This is a genomic window from Segniliparus sp., assembly GCF_051660745.1.
Lineage (GTDB): Bacteria > Actinomycetota > Actinomycetes > Mycobacteriales > Mycobacteriaceae > Segniliparus.
On record NZ_JBOFQF010000033.1, the window covers coordinates 37,075 to 55,222 of the forward strand.

Sequence of the window (18,148 nt, forward strand, 5' to 3'; positions counted from 1 at the left end):
CGTGCGGTCACTCCTCCGCGAGGTAGAGCTCGTCCTCGTCGGGGTCGGCGGTCAGCCGGGGCAGCCGGACGCGCAGCGTCGTGCCTCTGCCAAGCTCGCTGGTGACCGAGGCCTGGCCGTCATGGGCGCGGACGATGGCGTCGACGATGGCGAGGCCCAGCCCGGAGCCGCCGCTCGAGCGCGCCCGCGAGGGGTCGACGCGGTAGAACCGCTCGAAGATGCGCTCCGCGTCCTCGGGGGACAGGCCGGGCCCGGTGTCGCGCACTTCGAGGAGCACGTCTTGCGCGTCCCCGCCGAGCCAGAGCGTGACGGTCGCGTCCTCGCTGGTGTGCAAAAGGGCGTTGCCCATGAGGTTCGAGAGCACTTGGCGCAGCGACGACTCGTCGCCGAGCACGACGGGGGGCCCGCCGGAGGGCTGGAACTGGAACTCGACGGCCCGCTCGGGCGCGATGGCCTTCGCGTCGTGCACCGCGTCGGTCATCAGCTGGAACATGTCCACCGGAACAGGCTCGACCTGGCGCTGCGCGTCGGCGTCGGTGCGGGCGAGGGAGAGCAGGTCCTCCACGAGTTTGCCCATCCGGATCGCCTCGCTCTCGATCCGGGACATAGCGATCGTGGTGGAGGCCCCGATGCCTTTGCGGTGCAGCTCCGCGAACCCCCTGATCGCGGTGAGCGGGGTGCGCAGCTCGTGGCTCGCGTCGGCGACGAACTGGCGCATCCTGCGCTCGGAGCTCTTGGCTTTCTCCTCGGAGGCTTGCGTCGTGGCGAACGCCTGCTGGATCTGCGCCAGCATGGAGTTCAGGGCTTTGGAGAGCCTGCCGACCTCGGTGCGCTCCCCGTAGTCGGGGACGCGGCGCTCCAAGTCGCCTGCGGCGATCTCATTGGCGGTGCGCTCGACCTCGACGAGCGGGCGCAGGCTCCAGCGCACGAGGAAGTATCCGGCGAGCCCGAGGACGAGCAGGACGCCGGTGCCGATGGCGAGCTGCAACGTCAGGAGCGAGGAGAGGTTGCCGTCGACGTCGCTGAGCTCGGTGGCCACGACGATGTCGCCGTGCAGGCTGGGGATCCACACCGCGCGCCAATGCACCTGCGGGTTCTCCCCGGAGGGCACCGTCTGCGGCGTGCGCAGCTCCCACAGGTCGTTCGGGATCTTCGGCGAGACGACCGCGCCGTCCGCGCCGCGGAAGCGTCCGAACACTCGGTCGCCCACGCGGATGTAGTACCGCGACGTCGACGCGCCCTCCAAGGTGATGGGCGCGACGGAGGGCTCGGGGGCGCCGTCCGTGGACTGCTGGCTGTTCGGGTGCGGCGGCTCCTGGGGCACGGCGGTGCGCAGCGTCGGCGGCGCGGCCTGGCTGGGGCTGGGGCCTGCGGGAGAGTCGGCAGAGGGGTCGGCGGAAGCGTCGGCGGGGGCGCTCGGATAGCCGAACGACGGGATGGGCTTCCCCGGCGGGATCGGCGGTTTCACCGGCCGCTCCGCGATCCGTTGGGCGACGCCGGTGATGTCCTGGTCGATGCGGTTCATCACCGAGCGTTGGAAGCTGACGGTGACGATCGCGTCGCTCACCAGCACCCCGGTCCCCACGAGGACCAGCATCAGCGAGACCAGGAGCAGCCACAACGGCACTCTGCGCTGCCCGCCGCCCAGACGGCGGCTCCTGCTTGCGGGGGGCTCGTCCGCCAGGTCGCCCAGAGAGTCGGCCGGAGCCTCGCTCACCGTGGCTCGCGCAGCACGTATCCGACGCCCCGGAGCGTCTGGAGCATCTTCTTCTCGCCGGTGTCGACCTTGCGCCGCAGGTACGACACGTAGGACTCGACCACGTTCATGTCGCCGCCGAAGTCGTAATGCCACACGTGCTCGAGGATCTGGCGCTTGGACAGCACGATCCTCGCGTTCACCATGAAATAGCGCAGCAGGGTGAACTCGGTGGGGGACAGGGAGACGAGCTTGCCCGACTTCCAGACCTCGTGGGTCTCCTCGTTGAGCTCGATGTCCTCGAACACGAGCGTGGGGGATTCCCGCGCGCCGTCGCTCTTGCCCGCCCGGCGCAGGATCACGCGCAGCCGGGCGACGACCTCTTCGAGGCTGAACGGCTTCGTGACGTAGTCGTCGCCGCCGATCGTCAGCCCGGTCAGCTTGTCCTCCAGCGAGTCCCTGGCGGTGAGGAAGAGGACGGGGCATTCCGTGCCCATCTCCCGCACGCGGCGGAGGAGGGTGTAGCCGTCCATGCCGGGCAGCATGACATCGAGGATCATCGCGTCTGGCGGCTCCTTGGTCACCACCGCCAACGCGTCGGTCGGGTTGTGCGCCTCTTTGACGTTGAAGCCTTGGGCCAAGAGGCATTCGCGGAGCAGGTAGGCGATGTTCGGCTCGTCGTCGACAATGAGGATGGACGAAGTCCGGGTCGCCGAGTTGGATGCCAACGTTGCAGTCATACTGCTTATTCTCTGCGACGAGCCAGGGAGTTGGGTGAAAGAAGTCTGTGAATCGGTTGTGAATGTCCGGGGAGCCGCTTGTGGCATGGCCGCCCCGAAATCAGCCCTCTAGCTGTAGGGGCAGACCCTGAGGAGCTCGTCGTGGGCTTGGGACAGGTTGTCCCAGGCGGCGTCCCAGCGCTCCCATGGGATGCCGACGTCGGGGAAGAGCGGCGCGATGCCGCCGCCGGTGTCGATCATCTCGTGCAGGATCACGACGTGCATGTCGTATTTCCGCAGCGGGTCGGCCCCTGCCGCGTAGCCGGGGACTTCGGCGAGCCCCCTGGTCACCGCGCCGTGCGCCACGTTGAGGTAGAAGGAGAGCTTGTCGACCTCGGGCTCGGCGGCGAAGTAGTCGTCAGTGCTCTCGACCTTCACCCGCCAGGTGAGGTACGCGGGCTCGATGGGGCCCCAGGTGTTCAGCACGCGGCGGCAGGCTTCCGCGATGCTGCCGATCCCGCTGCGCATGGAGGAGGGCCCGGTGCGCGAAGCCTCGGGCAGGCGGGAGTCGAAGGCGAACGGGCCGCTGGACTCGAAGGGCTCGTTGTCGTCGGTGGGGTTCCACGACGTCGGGTTCATGTGGGCCGGGCCTGTGGCGGTCCCGGGGGCCGCCTCGGCGACAGGCCGCGTCGTGACGAGCATGCTGGCCGCGACGAGGCCGCCCGCCAAGCCGAGGCCCGCGAGCCGTCGGCCCCTTCCGTGCGGGGCTCCGGCGGTCCGAGGGCGTGCGGCCTTTCCCATGTGACTCCAATCGCAATTTCGCTGGAGGACACATGCTATCACTATGCCGCGTGGGGCCAGGCTACCGCCGCAGGGCCTTGCGGGCCAGGTAGTTCCCCAGGCGGTGCTCATGGGCGGCTCCTCGTGGCTCGCTGCTGCGGGCGAGCCCAATTCCTACCGCCGCAGGGCCTTGCGGGCCAGGTAGTTCCCCAGGAATTGGGCCAGCTGCACGAAGAGGATGATCAGCAGCACGGACACGAGGGTGACGTCCCAGCGGAAGCGGTTGTAGCCGTACGTGATGGCGAAGTCGCCGACCCCGCCGCCGCCGACCACGCCCGCCATCGCGGACATGTCCACGATCCCGACCAGCACGAAGGTGTACCCGAGGATGAGCGGGCCGAGGGCCTCGGGGATCAGCAGGGTCGTGATGATCCGCAGCGGGCCCGCGCCGACGGCGCGGGCCGCCTCGATGACGCCGGGGTCGATGGTGACGAGGTTTTGCTCCACAATCCTGGCGATGGCGAAGGAGGCGGACACCACCATGACGAAGATGGCGGCCTGGATGCCGATGGTCTTGTGGATGGCGGCCAGGGTGACCGGGCCGAGCGCGGCGACGAGGAGCACGAAGGGGATCGGCCGGACGAGGTTGACGGCCACGTTGAGCACGACGTGGGCGAAGCGGTTCGCGACCAGCCCGCCGGGCCGGGAGCTGTAGAGGACGACGCCGAGGATCAGCCCGAGTGCGCCGCCGAAGACGACGGTGACGAGCACCATCCACAACGTGTCGCCGAAGGCTTCGCCGAGCTGGGGGCCGAGCCGGTGCCAGCTCGCGTCGGCTCCGAACCAGCCGATGAGGTGGTCGATCACGACGAGGCCTCCTTCACCACGGTGGCCTTTGTGACGGTTTTGAACCGGTCGACGAGCCCGGAAACCTTGTCCGCAGGCCCGTTTAATTCGAGACTGATATTTCCGAAAGTTTGTGATTGCAGGCTGGAGACCCCGCCGTGGACGAACTCGAACAGGACCCCGTCCTTGGCCGCCTCGGCGAGCAGCGGGCCGATGCGCACGTCGTCCCGGATGTCGACAGAGACGATCGTCCCCGGATGCCGCCCGGCGAGCCGGGCGAGGTCCTGGTCCGCCGGGGCGTGCCGGAGCACTGCGCCGACGAAATTGCGGCTGATCTCGCTCTGCGGGTTCGCGAAGATGTCGAAGACGGTCCCCGCCTCCACCACTTTGCCGTGCGCCAGCACGGCGACGCGGTCGGCGATGGCCCGCACGACGGACATCGAGTGGGTGATCGCCACGATGGTCACCCCGAGCTCCGTGTTGACCGAGCGCAACAGGCGCAGCACGTCCTCGGTCGTCTCCGGGTCCAGCGCGCTCGTCGCCTCGTCGGCGAGCAGGACCGAGGGGCCGCTGGCGAGGGCCCGCGCGATGCCGACGCGCTGTTTCTGGCCGCCGGAGAGCTGGTCGGGGTAGTGCTTGGCCTTGGCGGCGAGCCCGACGAAGTCCAGCAGTTCGGCGACGCGGGCCTTGCGTTTCGCGGCGGGCCACCCCGCGACTTTGAGCGGATAGGCGACGTTCCCCGCCACGGTCCGCGACCGGAACAGGTTGAACTGCTGGAAGACCATGCCGACGTCGGCGCGCACGGCGCGCAGCCCGCGCTCCGGCAATGACGAGACTTCGACCCCGTGCACCAGCACCCGCCCCGAGCTGGGCTTCTCAAGCCCGTTGATCATCCGCACCAGCGTGGACTTCCCCGCGCCGGAATAGCCGATCATGGCGAAGATTTCCCCGGCGGGGATGTCCAGGCTCACCTCGTCGACGGCGACGACCTCGCGGTTTCCGACCCGGAAGACCTTGCTGACGTTGTCGAAGACGATCCCGCTGCCCCGGGCCTCGGCGTGGGCGCTCTGGTCTTCGCTCACTGCCCGGCCCTGACCTTCGCCTCGATCTGCGCGAGGATCGCCTGCAGCTCGGCGGCGGGCTTGGTCACCGCCACCTGGGTTCCTTTGGACTCCGTGTTGTACGCGTCGTTGACCGGCTTGGAGTGGTAGATGTCCGCGAGCTTCTGGTAGATGGGGTTGTCCTTGTCCTCGGGCCGCGCGACGATGACGTTGATGTACTGCGCGGAGTTCGGGTCGTTCGGGTCGTCTTTGGCGAGCGCGGTCGTCGGGTCGATCCCCGAGTCGCTGAGGTAGTTGTTGTTGACCACGGCGCCGTCGACGGAGTCGAGCGAGCGTGCCGTCTGCGCCGGGTCGACGGGGACCACGCCGACTTTGGAGGCGGCCTTGTCCACATCGTTCGCGGTCGGGGTCAGATGGTCCCCGACGAGTTTGACGAGCCCGGCCGCGCGCAGGACGAACAGGGCGCGGCCCTGGTTGGATGGGTCGTTCGGCACCGCGATCTGACCGCCTCGGGGGATCTCGGCGAGCGTCTTGTGCTTATGCGAGTACAGGCCGAGCGGGACGATGAACGTGGCGGCCGCCGGGGTCAGGTGCGCGTTGTGCGCCACGTTGTACTCCGCGAGGAACCGCAGGTGCTGGAAGAGGTTCGCGTTGATCTGCCCTTGGGCGAGCGCGTCGTTGGGCTGCTGGTAGTTGGTGAAGTTGACCGTGGTGATGTCCAGGCCCTGCTTCTTCGCCTCGGCGACGAACGTGTTCCAGCTGTCTTTCCCGGCGTCCGTGGTCCCGAGCAGCACGACGTTCGCGCCGCCAGCCGAGCCCTTGGCGCTGAAGTTCAGCAGGGCGACCAGCGCCGAGAGCACTGCGACGATTGCGACGGCGGCGGTCCCGAGGAGCAGCAGCCCCTGGACCAGCGACCCCTGGAACAGGCGGGCCAGGACGCCGTGCCCGGCCTGCTTCCCCTTCGGGGTCGTCTCGCCCACCGGGTGCTCCTCACATGCTCGCCTTGTTCCCGGTTTGCGCGCCGGGCTGGCTCACCTTAGTCCGATCGCGCGGCCGCGTCGACCCGTGGCGCGCGCTCCTTCTGATCCGCGCGGATTCGATCCTCCAGCACAGCGAGGACGCCTTGCAACTCTTCGGGGGTTTTCTTCACATCGATCTGAGAGCCCTCGGACTGTCGGGCGAAGGTTTTCCGCCCCCGCCCCCGCCCCCGCCCCCGCCCCGCCCCGGCGGCGGCGCGCGGCGCCCGTCCTCGCGAAGCGGGCGGCCCTCTGTGCTTTGACTGGCCGCGCCCGCTGCAACAAGCAGATCGTCCCGCCAACGGCGCCCGGGGACGAAATCCCGGATCTTGCCTTCGCGCGCTGTTACTGTCCCGGCATGACTCTGCGCGATTTCGGGCCGAAGCCTCGGCTGCTCGACCTCTTCGCGGGTTGCGGCGGGCTGTCGCTCGGCTTCGAGGAGGCGGGTTTCGAGGTCGTGGCCGCCGTCGACAACTGGCCCGAGGCCCTCGCGGTGCACCGGCGGAATTTCCGGCATCCGGCGATCGAGCTCGACCTCGGCGACGTGGAGCTCGCCAAGGCAGTGCTGAGCGAGTGGACCAGCGGGGTGGACGGGATCGTCGGCGGCCCGCCGTGCCAGGACTTCTCGTCGGCGGGACGGCGCGTCGAGGCGGACCGGGCAGATCTCACCGAGAAGTTCGCGGAGCTGGTCGTCGCGTTCATGCCGAGGTTCTTCGTGATGGAGAACGTCGGGCGCGCGGCGAAGTCTGCCGCGTTGCGCCGGGCGGTGGGGATTTTCGAGTCGCGGGGGTACACGGTGGACCGCGTCGTCCTCGACGCGTCGCGCTGCGGGGTGCCGCAAACCAGGAAACGGCTGTTCACCATCGGCTTCCTCGACCAGGAGGGCACGGACCGGGCGATGCGGGCGCTGGCGGAGGGCCTCGCGGCGGAGCCGATGACGCTGCGCGACTATTTCGGGAGCGCGCTGGACTTCGAGCACTACTACCGCCATCCGCGCAGCTACGCGCGTCGGGCGGTGTTCTCGGTCGACGAGCCCTCGCCGACGGTGCGGGGCGTGAACCGGCCGGTGCCCTCGGGCTACCCCGGCCATCCGGGCGACACCGCGCCGGTGGCCGCCGAGCTGCGCCCGCTCACCACGGCGGAGCGGGCCATGGTGCAGACTTTCCCCGCCGATTTCTGGTTCGGGGCGACCAAGACGGCCGCCGAGCAGATGATCGGCAACGCGGTCCCGGTGCGGCTCGCCCAGTATGTCGCCGAGGCGGTGCGGGAGGGGCTGATGAGCAGGGAAAATCCCCGTACGAGCCGCCTAGCGAGCCGTTCGGCCTGAGAACCCTTTTTCGGCCACGGGACTCCAAGGAGGGCCCGTTACGCGACTCACGGCGGTGCGAGGTGGCAGTGCGCATGGTTTCTGGGGCCCTTAGGGGTACTATAGAGAGATAATGAGCGAGAAGAAGAACGCCGACAAGTCCTCGTACGGGGCGAGCTCCATCACCATTCTTGAGGGGCTCGAAGCCGTCCGCAAGCGTCCGGGCATGTACATCGGCTCCACCGGCGAGCGCGGTCTGCACCACCTTGTCCAGGAGGTCGTGGACAACTCGGTGGACGAGGCCATGGCCGGGTACGCGACCCGCGTCGACGTCACCCTGCTGGCCGACGGCGGGATCGAGGTCATCGACGACGGCCGGGGCATCCCGGTCGCGCCGCACGCCTCCGGCCCGCCGACGGTGGAGGTCGTCCTCACCGTGCTGCACGCGGGCGGCAAGTTCGACTCCGACTCGTACGCGGTCTCCGGCGGCCTGCACGGCGTCGGCATCTCCGTCGTCAACGCGCTCTCGTACAAGCTCGAAGTCGAGATCGACGTGGACGGGCACCACTGGACCCAGACGTACGACAACGCCAAGCCCGGGCCTCTGGTGAAGGGCAGCCCGGTCAAGCGCACCGGCACGACGGTCCGGTTCTGGGCGGACCCGAAGATCTTCGAGACCACCCGCTACGACTTCGACACGATCGCCCGGCGGCTGCAGGAGATGGCCTTCCTCAACAAGGGCCTGATCATCACCCTCACCGACCTGCGCGTCGGGGTGGTCGACGCGGCGGAGGACGGCGAGGACGTCGACACCGCCGAGCTGGCGCGCTCCGAGGAGGAGGCCCAGTCCAAAGAGCCTGCGGTCAAGCGCCGCGAGTACCACTACCCCGGCGGGCTGCACGACTACGTCGCGCACATCAACCGCACCAAGACCCCGATCCACACCTCGATCGTCAGCTTCGAGGGCAAGGGCGAGGGCCACGAGGTGGAGATCGCGATGCAGTGGAACTCGGGCTACACCGAGTCGGTCTACACCTTCGCGAACACGATCAACACGCATGAGGGCGGCACCCACGAAGAGGGGTTCCGGTCCTCGTTGACCTCGACGGTCAACAAATACGCCCGTGACAAGAAGCTCTTGAAAGAGAAGGACAAGAACCTCGAGGGCGGCGACGTGCGCGAGGGCCTCTCGGCGGTCATCTCGGTCAAGCTCGGCGAGCCGCAGTTCGAGGGCCAGACCAAGACCAAGCTCGGCAACACCGAGATCCGCTCGTTCGTGCAGAAGGTCTGCAACGAGGAGCTGACCCACTGGTTCGAGGCCAACCCGGCCGAGGCGAAGCTCATCGTCACCAAGGCCCAGCAGGCCTACCTCGCCCGCGAGGCGGCCCGCAGCGCCCGTGAGACGGTGCGCCGCAAGACCGCGACCGACATCGGCGGCCTGCCCGGCAAGCTCGCCGACTGCCGCTCGAAGGACCCCAGCAAGTCCGAGGTCTACATCGTGGAGGGCGACTCCGCGGGCGGCTCGGCCAAGAGCGGGCGCAACTCGGAGTTCCAGGCCATCCTGCCGATCCGGGGCAAGATCATCAACGTCGAGAAGGCGCGGATCGACCGGGTGCTCAAGAACACCGAGGTCCAGTCGATCATCACCGCCTTCGGCACGGGCATCCACGACGAGTTCGACCTCGCGAAGCTGCGCTACCACAAGATCGTGCTCATGGCCGACGCGGACGTGGACGGCCAGCACATCTCGACGCTGCTCCTGACGCTGCTCTTCCGGTTCATGCGCCCGCTCGTGGAGCACGGCCACGTCTACCTCGCCGCCCCGCCGCTCTACAAGCTCAAGTGGCAGCGCACGGAGCCGGAGTACGCCTACTCCGACCGCGAGCGCGACGCGCTGATCGAGGCAGGGCTCGCAGGCGGGAAGAAGATCAACAAAGACGACGGCGTGCAGCGCTACAAGGGTCTTGGCGAGATGAACGCCAAAGAGCTCTGGGAGACCACCATGGACCCGGACACCCGGACCTTGCGCCTGGTCACGATGGACGACGCGGCTGCCGCCGACGAGATTTTCTCGATCCTCATGGGCGAGGACGTGCCCGCGCGAAGAGGGTTCATCGCGCGCAACGCCAAAGACGTTCGCTTCCTCGACGTCTGATCTCGCCGACTTCCCCTAGGAGCTTTACCCGATGACCGAACCAACCGACACCCCGCCTGCGCGCGACCGCATCGAGCCGGTCGACCTGCAGCAGGAGATGCAACGCAGCTTCATCGACTACGCGATGAGCGTCATCGTGAGCCGCGCCCTGCCGGACGTGCGCGACGGCCTCAAGCCCGTGCACCGGCGCATCCTGCACGCCATGCAGGACCAGGGCTTCCGCCCCGACCGAGGCTATGTGAAGTCCGCACGCCCGGTCGCCGAGGCCATGGGCAACTACCACCCGCACGGCGACACCGCGATCTACGACGCGTTGGTCCGCATGGCCCAGCCCTGGTCGCTGCGCTACCCGCTCATCGACGGGCAGGGCAACTTCGGCTCACGCGGCAACGACGGCGCCGCCGCCATGCGGTACACCGAGGCGCGCCTCGCGCCCCTCGCCATGGAGATGGTCCGCGACATCGACGAGGAGACCGTCGACTTCGTCCCGAACTACGACGGCAAGACCGAGGAGCCCTCGGTCCTGCCCTCGCGCATCCCGAACCTGCTGCTCAACGGCTCCGGCGGCATCGCGGTCGGCATGGCCACCAACATCCCGCCGCACAACCTGCGCGAGGTCGCGGACGCGGTCTTCTGGGCGTTGGAGCACCACGACGCGGACGAGGCGACCACGCTCGACGCGCTCAAGGAGATCGTCAAGGGCCCGGACTTCCCGACCGCGGGCCTCATCGTCGGCACGGACGGCATCTCCGACATGTACACCACCGGGCGCGGCTCGATCCGCATGCGCGGCGTCGTGGAGATCGAGGAGGACTCGGGCGGGCGCACCATCCTGGTCATCACCGAGCTGCCGTACCAGGTCAACCCGGACAACATGATCCTGTCGATCGCCGAGCAGGTCCGCGACGGCAAGATCGCGGGCATCTCGCAGATCGACGACGAGTCCTCCGACCGCATCGGCATGCGGATCGTGGTCACGCTCAAGCGCGACGCCGTCGCCCGCGTGGTGCTCAACAACCTCTACAAGCACTCCCAGCTGCAGACGAACTTCGGCGCGAACATGCTCGCCATCGTCGACGGGGTGCCGCGCACGCTGCGCCTGGACCAGCTCATCCGGCTCTACATCGCGCACCAGATCGAAGTCATCGTCCGGCGCACCGAGTACCGCCTGCGCAAGGCGGAGGAGCGCGCCCACATCCTGCGCGGCCTGGTCAAGGCGCTCGACGCGCTCGACGAGGTCATCGCCCTGATCCGGGCCTCGCAGACCGTCGACGTCGCCCGCAGCGGCCTGATGGGGCTCCTCGACGTCGACGAGATCCAGGCCGACGCGATCCTCGCCATGCAGCTGCGCCGCCTCGCGGCGCTGGAGCGGCAGAAGATCGTCGACGAGCTCGCCGAGATCGAAGAGGCCATCGCCGACTACCGCGACATCCTCGCGAGGCCCGAGCGCCAGCGCGCCATCGTCCACGACGAGCTCAAAGAGATCGTGGACCGGCACGGCGACGACCGGCGGACCCGGATCATCGCCGCCGAGGGCGACGTGCGCGACGAGGACCTCATCGCGCAGGAGGACGTGGTCGTCACGATCACCGAGACCGGCTACGCCAAGCGCACCAAGACCGAGCTGTACCGCAGCCAGAAGCGCGGCGGCAAGGGCGTGCAGGGCGCGGTGCTCAAGCAGGACGACATCGTCTCGCACTTCTTCGTCTGCTCCACGCACGACTGGATCCTGTTCTTCACCACCAGGGGCCGGGTCTACCGGATCAAGGCGTACGAGCTGCCCGACATGAACCGCGCGGCTCGCGGCCAGCATGTGGCGAACCTCTTGGCGCTGCAGACCGAGGAGAAGATCGCCCAGGTCATCCACCTGCGCACCTACGAGGACGCGCCGTACCTCGTGCTGGCGACCAAGCGGGGCTTGACCAAGAAGTCGCGCCTGACGGAGTTCGACTCCAACCGCTCCGGCGGCATCGTCGCGGTCAACCTCAAGGACGACGACGAGCTCGTCGGCGCCGCGCTCTGCTCGGCGGACGACGACCTGCTGCTCGTCTCCGAGCACGGGCAGTCGATCCGGTTCCACGCGAACGACGAGCAGCTGCGCCCGATGGGCCGCGCGACCTCCGGCGTGCTCGGCATGCGGTTCAACGAGGACGACAAGCTGCTCGCGATGAACGTGGTCCGCGACGGGGCGTACCTCCTCGTCGCCACGTCGGGCGGGTACGCCAAGCGCACGGACCTCGGCGAGTACCCGGTCCAGGGCCGAGGCGGCAAGGGCGTGCTCACCGTCCAGTACGACCGCAGGCGCGGCGGGCTGGTCGGCGCGGTGATCGTGGACGACGACACCGAGCTGTACGCCATCACCCAGGGCGGCGGCGTGATCCGCACGGACGCGCGCCAAGTGCGCCGGGCCGGCCGCCAGACCAAGGGCGTGCGGCTCATGAACCTCGCAGAAGGGGACCGGCTCATCGCGGTCGCCCGCAACGACGAAGACTCCGCGGCTGCCGGAGAATAGATTGTTTGATAGGGTCAACATTCCATGAGCAACCCGAACCCGCCGGAGCCCGCGACCACGGCGCTCCCGAAGATCACCGCTCCGGCGCGCAAACCGACGGAACGGATTTCCCTGGCAGCGGATTCGGTGTCGGCGGTGACCGCCCGGCTCGCCGACGCGAGGCGGCCCAGCTCCGCGGCTGGCGCCCCGAAGCCCGTCGTGTCCCCTGCGGTCGCCGAGAAGCCGAAGGCTGCCGCGGTCCGGACGCAGCCGAGCGGTCCTTTGCGGGCCCAGGTGCAGGTGCGCTGGGTGGACCCGTGGACGGTTCTGAAGGTCACCGGCGCCGTCATGGTCGTGCTGTTCGTCGCATGGATGATCGGCGTCGCGGTCCTCTACGCGCTGCTTGAGGCGATCGGCGTGATGGGGAAGATCAACTCCGGCCTCGGCGACTTCTCCAGCGGCGCGGACCAAAGCGCCGACATCGTCAGCGCGGGCATGGTCTTCGGCTTCTCCGCGCTGATCGGCGTCGTCAACGTCGTGCTGGTCACCGCGTTGGCGACGGTTGCGGCGTTCATCTTCAACCTCTGCGTCGACCTCATCGGCGGCGTCGAGATCACCCTCGCCGACCCCGAGTAGGGCTGCGCTTCCGCTGGTCAGAAGTGAATTGTGGAAACACGGGCGGATACGGTAAAGTGTCACGGTCGCCAAGGCGGCATTCGGGCCTATAGCTCAGGTGGTTAGAGCGCTTCGCTGATAACGAAGAGGTCCCTGGTTCAAGTCCAGGTAGGCCCACGCATTTTCTGCTGATAAAATCAGCTGTCTCAAGGGGCGACGGCACTGTTGGGAGTGCCGACAAGCTCTGTGCAAGGCGGAGTTTGTCGGTTCGACTGCTAAGCTGGGCACGCTCAAGGGGCCATGGCGCAATTGGTAGCGCAGCGCTTTTGCAAGGCGAAGGTTGTCGGTTCGAGTCCGATTGGCTCCACAAAAACCCTGTCCGCCCAGCGCTCTCACACGGCACAGCGCTCTCGCACGGCACAGGGCCCCCACCGGTTCGAGTCCGACCAGCCCTGCAACCTCGTATGCGATGTGGGCCACACTCCTTGTCGATCTCCGGCTAATATGGCTGTTATGGAGTTGGCGCGGACGATTCGAGGCAGCGGCCCAACGCTTGTGCTGGTCCATGGGATCGTGCACCAGCAGCACGCGTGGGACGCCGTGGTGGACGAGCTCGCGCGCTCGTGCCGGGTCGTCACAGTGGATCTGCCGGGACACGGGCTCTCGCCGCAGCTCCCGGACGACACGGGCGACAACGTGTTCATGTGGCTCGCCGACGAGGTCGAGCGTTTCGTGCGTGAGGTCGCCCCCGAAGACGGCGCGGTCCACATCGCGGGCAACTCGCTGGGCGGCGGTCTGGCTTTGGAGATGGCGGCCAGGGGCGCCGTGCGTTCGGCGGTCGGGATCGCCCCCGCCGGTTTCTTCGTCGGCGAGTGGGATATCCGGCGCACGCTGGCGGCCTTCCGCGTGCTGCGGTTCGCGGCCCGCCGGTTGGAGCCGTTCGCGGACCGGCTCATGGGCAATGTCGTGATCCGGTCGATCGCGAACTTCGCGTTCTACGCCAAGCCCTGGCGGGTGCCGCCCGCTCAGGCTGCGGCGGATGTGCGCAGCATCGCGCGCAACGAGCTCTTGGACCGGGTCGCAGGCGAGATGGCCTTCACCCAGCCGGTGCGCGAGGACGTCCCGGTGCGCGTGCTGTGGTGCAGGCGCGATTTCATGCTGCCGTGGTACCAGGCGAAGCAGGTGCGGAGCGTCTTTCCCCATGCCGTCGTCACGATGGCCCCGGGGCTCGGCCACGTCCCCATGGCCGACGACCCGGCGCTCGTGGCGCGAACGCTTCTCGACCAGGTGGAGCTGGCGGGCGTCCGTCTGTGAAGCGTCGTCGCGGAGATGGAATCATCCCGCTGAAAACGGAATATGCGGGCGCCGCCGCCTGTTGCAGCAGTTATGCCTTTTGATATACCCGAATCGGTCCGAGCGGTGCTCGCCAAGTCCCCGTACTCCCATCTCGTGACTCTCAATGCGGACGGCAGCCCGCAAGTCTCGCTGGTCAATCCGATCCTGCGGGGGAACGAGATCCTGATCGCCCATCTTGCGGAGCACCAGAAGGTGCGGAATATCCGCAGGGACGGCCGGGTCTCCCTATCGATCGAGCCGGGCACGAGCCGGGACGGCTGGCGGGAGTACGTCGTCCTTCACGGCAAGGCTCGCATCACCGAGGGCGGCGCGGCCGATGTGGTGAACGAGGCGGTCAGGGCCGCCACTGGCGACTCGGGCGCGGTGTTCACCGACGCAGGCCCCGAGGCGGGCTTCGTCACTCATATCGAGGTGGAGAAGGTCGTCGGTGTTGGCCCCTGGGGCGGGAGCCATTGATCGGGGCGATCCGAATTCCGGAATAATTGTTCGGGCACGAAGGTTCCCTCATGCACGCGAACATCTCGCCGAGATTTGGATTTCAGAAGGAGCAGGCCATGGCAAAAGTTGTTGTGTTCGGCGCGACCGGCTACGCGGGCGGCCATATTGTGGACGAGCTCTTGGGCCGGGGGCATGAGGTCACGGGCGTCGCGCGCCTCGTCGACAAGATCCAACTCCGGGACCGGCTCGCGGCGGCGCAGGGCAGCGCCTTGGACGAGCGGTTCGTCGCCGAGACCGTCGCCGGGGCCGATGTGGTCGTGAGCGCGTTGCCGACTGCCGCGCCGGGCTCTGGGCCCGAGCTCGCCGAGTCGTTGGCGGTGCTGCTGAAGGCCGCGGAGCAGGGCGGGGCCCGGCTCGGCGTGGTCGGCGGCGCGGGCAGCCTCCGGGTGGCCCCGGGCGGCCCGACGCTGCTGGACGGGGACTTCCCGGAGGAGGTGCGGCCGATAGCGGAGGAGCACGGGCGAGCCCTCGACTTCCTCCAGGCGGCGCAGACGGGCGCCGATTGGTTCTACCTGAGCCCGGCCGCGAACTTCGGGTCGTGGACCCCGGGGGAGCGCACGGGAGCCTTCCGCCTCGGCGACGACGTGCTGTTGGTCGACGAGACGGGCGAGTCCAGGATCTCCGGGGCGGACTACGCGATCGCCTTCGTGGACGAGATCGAGCGGCCCGCGCACCACAAGGCGCGGTTCACGGTCGGGTACTAGCTCGGGCACGCGCCTGGCGCGGCGTCAGGCCACTGCTGGGGTGCGCCACTGCGCGTGGTGCACCGGGCAGCCCTTTTGGGCGCCGTCGCAGACGTCGCAGGGCTCGCCCTCGACCAGGCCGGTCGCTTGGCATTCCACGCAGTCCTCCAGCTGGCGTTCGCATTTCGCGCAGGTCGCGCCCGCCGGGGCGATCTGCGAGGGGATGGCTTCGGGCGGCGCGGCGCTGTTCGCGGGGGCGGGCTTGGCGGGCCGGGCGGCCCTGGCCTCGGCCAGGGCGCGGCGGGCCGATTCGAGCGTGATGTCGTCGGGGTTGACGCCCTCGCGCTCGAAGGCCTGCGCGGCGAACGGCATATAGCGGAACCGGAGCGGCAGATGCAGCCGTTGGCTGAGCGTCCGCATGACTCGCAAGAGTTTCAGGAAGCGGCGGTAGCGGCGCTGGTCCTTGGCCGTCCAGTACTCGGTCAGCCGCAGCCGCTCCAGCAGTTCCGGCTCCAGGTGGCCCATGCTGCTCAACCGCAGCCCGGCCGCGATGGCGGGCGCGGCAAGCCGCACGTACTTGCGCACCTTGGGCGGGGCCGCGCGGATCATATAGTCGGCGGTCTTCGCCGAGCCCGCCGTGTACTGGGCGATGCCCATGTCGATCAGCTGGTTCGCCTTCACGTCGGCGAAGTAGGCCTCGAAGTCCGCATATGTCTTGGGCTGGGCCCGGTCGTCCACCCCGTAGAGGGAGAACCAGAACTTGCTCTCCTCGAAGATCTGCTCCTTCTCCTCCCAGGAGAGGTCGATCACCCCGAGCTCGCCTGCCCGGTAGATCGCCTCGAAGAAGGTGACGTGCGCCCAGTAGAAGGTCTCGGCGTCGATGGCGTGGTAACGGCGGCCGTTGGGCATCTCCCCCTTGATGGACTTGTGGAAGTTGCGGACCTGGATCCCGTAGGTCGTGGCCTCCTCGGGGGTGGCGTAGACGACGCCGCTGATCGCCTTCAGGCTGTTGGCGGCGCGCTCGCGCAACGACCGGAAGTCGCCTTTGGCCACGAGCACGGAGTGGTCGGAGACGCCCTGCCCGAGTTGGGGCCACATGTTCTCCATGATGGGCAGGCGCTGCCCCACCGCGCCGAGGACGAACGGGTCGCCCATGTACTTCCACAGCAGGGAGTGCGGCGGCACCGTGTGCTGGGCGCGGTCTTTCGGGCGCAGGCTGTCGTCGTTCGGGCGGTCCGGGATCCGGGTCCCCGCGTGGTACTTGTTGTTCCCGACCTTCACGTCGGCGACGACCAGGTCCGAGTCGGCGAGGCCGGGGCAGGCGTGCTGCGCGTCGGGGTTCACGGAGATGTCGGTCATAACAGCCCTTCCATCGGTGTTGTCTACATCATAAGAAACAAAGCTATGAGTTTGTATCGTATATGACAGAGCCGCAAAATGCCAGACTAGCTCTGAACAGCTATAAAGGACGATTTCTCATCTTCTCTCATGACACGATGGCAATGATGTGGCTCATCGCTCGCGTCGCGAACCGCCCGGTTCGGGCCTGGCGCCGATACAGTATTTCTGTGGCAGAAGAAGCACGGGGCCCGAACTGGGCGGTTCGGCGTGCCGCCGCCCTGCGCGCGGGGTTCGTGGCGGGGCTGGGGCGGTTGCAGTCCACCGCGCTGCCGATCTTGCAGTGCTCCGTCGGCGCGGGGCTCGCGTGGTTCGTCGCGAAGAACCTGGTCGGGCACGTGAGCCCGTTCTTCGCCCCGATCGCGGCGGTGATCTCGCTCGGAGTCTCGCTCGGCAGCCGGTGGCGGCGCGCGGTGGAGCTGGTGTGCGGGGTGATGCTCGGCATCGCCATCGGCGACCTGTTGGTGCGGCTCATCGGGCACGGCTGGTGGCAGATCTCGTTCTTCGTCGCCGCAGCGATGGTCGCGGCCACGTTCATCGACAAGGGGCTGATCTTCCCGATGCAGGCGGCTTCGTCCTCGTTGCTGGTGGTCCTGTTCCCGGCTTCGGCCGCCGGGGCGAGCATCGCAGGCCCCTCGCGGCTGGTGGACGCCTTCATCGGCGGGGTGATCGGGATCCTCATCTCCGCCCTCTTGCCCGCGCACCCCTTCTTCCGGGCGCATCAGGCGGCGGCCGCCGCCTTGGCCACGGGCGAGGAGGTGCTGCGCGGCGTGGCGGAGGGGCTCGCCGCGAGGGACGCGGCGCGCCTCGAGGAGGTCCTGGCCACCGCTCGGGCGAGCCAGCCGCAGATCGACGCGTTGCAGACGTACGTGCGGGCCGGGGACGAGATCGTCCGGATCTCGCCGTTGTTCTGGACGTACCGGGACCGGGTGCACGAGGTCGGCGTCTCGGCCGACCACGTCGACCGGATCATTCGCGACCTGCGCGTGCTCGCCAGGCGGGCGTGGATCCTGGTGAACAGCGGCGGGAAGATGGGGGCGGGGCTGGTCGGCGCCATCGGGGCGACGGCGGACGCGATGGCGAAGGTGCGGCTCCTGTGGCTGGTCAAGTGGCCCGACCAGGCGCTCAAGGACGAGGCGCTCGCCGCGCTCGAAGCCTGCGCCGCCAGGCTGGACCCGACCATGCTCTCCGGCGTGGCCTTGAGCGCGGAGGTGGTGTTCGCGCAGTTGGAGTCGACCATTTTCGACCTCTTCCAGGCGGCGGGGTTCGACTCGGAGACCGCGCTGCGGGCGTTGCGCGAGGCCTAATCGTTATTTTCGGGGTGGAAAATAGCAGGCATGAGCCCTTGACAGAGAAATTAAGTAAGCCTACCCTTACCTGTAGGTCGTGGACAGATGCGCTACGATGGCCGTTCATCGCACTGCTGGGCGCCCCCGGCGCCGAGGAATCTTGATACAGGCCGATGAGCTGCGTAGCATCGCCATTGGGAACGAGAACGAGCGCAAGCAACGCAAGAAAGCGGAGACTG

Annotated in this window: 15 protein-coding genes and 2 tRNA genes; 10 read left to right on the top strand and 7 right to left on the bottom strand. The window is 68.4% G+C overall.

The window, feature by feature from the left end:
* Positions 1-7: 7 nt before the first annotated feature.
* The 6 genes from ACRC20_RS11155 to ACRC20_RS11180 all read right to left on the bottom strand — a co-directional run bounded on the left by ACRC20_RS11155 (position 8) and on the right by ACRC20_RS11180 (position 5,998).
* The gene (locus tag ACRC20_RS11155) at positions 8-1,717 is read right to left on the bottom strand and encodes a sensor histidine kinase (RefSeq protein ID WP_438686451.1); all 1,710 of its coding nucleotides are present in this window, start codon (positions 1,715-1,717) and stop codon (positions 8-10) included.
* Positions 1,714-2,436, bottom strand: coding sequence for a response regulator transcription factor (locus ACRC20_RS11160; protein ID WP_438686452.1), 723 nt, complete (start codon positions 2,434-2,436; stop codon positions 1,714-1,716). Before ACRC20_RS11160 ends, ACRC20_RS11155 begins: the two co-directional genes overlap by 4 nt.
* 108 nt (positions 2,437-2,544) lie before the next feature.
* Positions 2,545-3,216 carry a hypothetical protein gene (locus ACRC20_RS11165; RefSeq protein ID WP_438686453.1) on the bottom strand — a complete coding sequence of 224 codons (672 nt, stop codon included), beginning with the start codon at positions 3,214-3,216 and terminating at the stop codon, positions 2,545-2,547.
* A gap of 153 nt (positions 3,217-3,369) precedes the next feature.
* Positions 3,370-4,062: a methionine ABC transporter permease gene (locus ACRC20_RS11170; RefSeq protein ID WP_438686454.1), complete on the bottom strand. Its 693-nt coding sequence runs from the start codon at positions 4,060-4,062 to the stop codon at positions 3,370-3,372.
* Complete coding sequence (locus ACRC20_RS11175) at positions 4,059-5,123, bottom strand: methionine ABC transporter ATP-binding protein (RefSeq protein ID WP_438686455.1); 1,065 nt, start codon at positions 5,121-5,123, stop codon at positions 4,059-4,061. Before ACRC20_RS11175 ends, ACRC20_RS11170 begins: the two co-directional genes overlap by 4 nt.
* On the bottom strand, positions 5,120-5,998 hold the full coding sequence (locus ACRC20_RS11180) for a MetQ/NlpA family ABC transporter substrate-binding protein (RefSeq protein ID WP_438686476.1): 879 nt from the start codon (positions 5,996-5,998) through the stop codon (positions 5,120-5,122). The genes ACRC20_RS11175 and ACRC20_RS11180 overlap by 4 nt, the downstream gene beginning before the upstream one ends.
* A gap of 478 nt (positions 5,999-6,476) precedes the next feature.
* Here ACRC20_RS11180 and ACRC20_RS11185 point away from each other — a divergent pair, with 478 nt between their 5' ends.
* From ACRC20_RS11185 to ACRC20_RS11225, 9 genes are all read left to right on the top strand, one after another.
* Positions 6,477-7,445 carry a DNA cytosine methyltransferase gene (locus ACRC20_RS11185; RefSeq protein ID WP_438686456.1) on the top strand — a complete coding sequence of 323 codons (969 nt, stop codon included), beginning with the start codon at positions 6,477-6,479 and terminating at the stop codon, positions 7,443-7,445.
* 112 nt (positions 7,446-7,557) lie between these two features.
* Positions 7,558-9,579 carry a DNA topoisomerase (ATP-hydrolyzing) subunit B gene (gene gyrB, locus ACRC20_RS11190; RefSeq protein WP_438686457.1) on the top strand — a complete coding sequence of 674 codons (2,022 nt, stop codon included), beginning with the start codon at positions 7,558-7,560 and terminating at the stop codon, positions 9,577-9,579.
* Between the two features lie 31 nt (positions 9,580-9,610).
* Positions 9,611-12,091: a DNA gyrase subunit A gene (gyrA, locus tag ACRC20_RS11195; RefSeq protein ID WP_438686458.1), complete on the top strand. Its 2,481-nt coding sequence runs from the start codon at positions 9,611-9,613 to the stop codon at positions 12,089-12,091.
* Positions 12,092-12,115: 24 nt separating this feature from the next.
* Complete coding sequence (locus tag ACRC20_RS11200; protein ID WP_438686459.1) at positions 12,116-12,706, top strand: DUF3566 domain-containing protein; 591 nt, start codon at positions 12,116-12,118, stop codon at positions 12,704-12,706.
* A gap of 82 nt (positions 12,707-12,788) precedes the next feature.
* A tRNA-Ile gene (locus tag ACRC20_RS11205) sits at positions 12,789-12,862 on the top strand.
* A gap of 117 nt (positions 12,863-12,979) precedes the next feature.
* Positions 12,980-13,052: transfer RNA gene (locus ACRC20_RS11210), tRNA-Ala, on the top strand.
* 146 nt (positions 13,053-13,198) lie between these two features.
* A complete protein-coding gene (locus tag ACRC20_RS11215; protein ID WP_438686460.1) occupies positions 13,199-13,999 on the top strand; it encodes an alpha/beta fold hydrolase in 801 nt (266 codons plus the stop codon).
* A gap of 72 nt (positions 14,000-14,071) precedes the next feature.
* Entirely contained in the window at positions 14,072-14,497 is a 426-nt protein-coding gene (locus tag ACRC20_RS11220) for a PPOX class F420-dependent oxidoreductase (protein ID WP_438686461.1), read from the top strand.
* 98 nt (positions 14,498-14,595) lie between these two features.
* A complete protein-coding gene (locus ACRC20_RS11225) occupies positions 14,596-15,243 on the top strand; it encodes an NAD(P)-dependent oxidoreductase (RefSeq protein ID WP_438686462.1) in 648 nt (215 codons plus the stop codon).
* A gap of 24 nt (positions 15,244-15,267) precedes the next feature.
* Here the strand turns inward: ACRC20_RS11225 and ACRC20_RS11230 are convergent, their stop codons facing one another.
* Positions 15,268-16,581, bottom strand: a complete 1,314-nt coding sequence (locus tag ACRC20_RS11230) for an oxygenase MpaB family protein (RefSeq protein WP_438686463.1) — start codon at positions 16,579-16,581, stop codon at positions 15,268-15,270.
* 209 nt (positions 16,582-16,790) lie between these two features.
* On the opposite strand from ACRC20_RS11230, the gene ACRC20_RS11235 reads away from it, so the two are divergent.
* On the top strand, positions 16,791-17,927 hold the full coding sequence (locus ACRC20_RS11235) for an FUSC family protein (protein ID WP_438686464.1): 1,137 nt from the start codon (positions 16,791-16,793) through the stop codon (positions 17,925-17,927).
* Positions 17,928-18,148 lie beyond the last annotated feature (221 nt).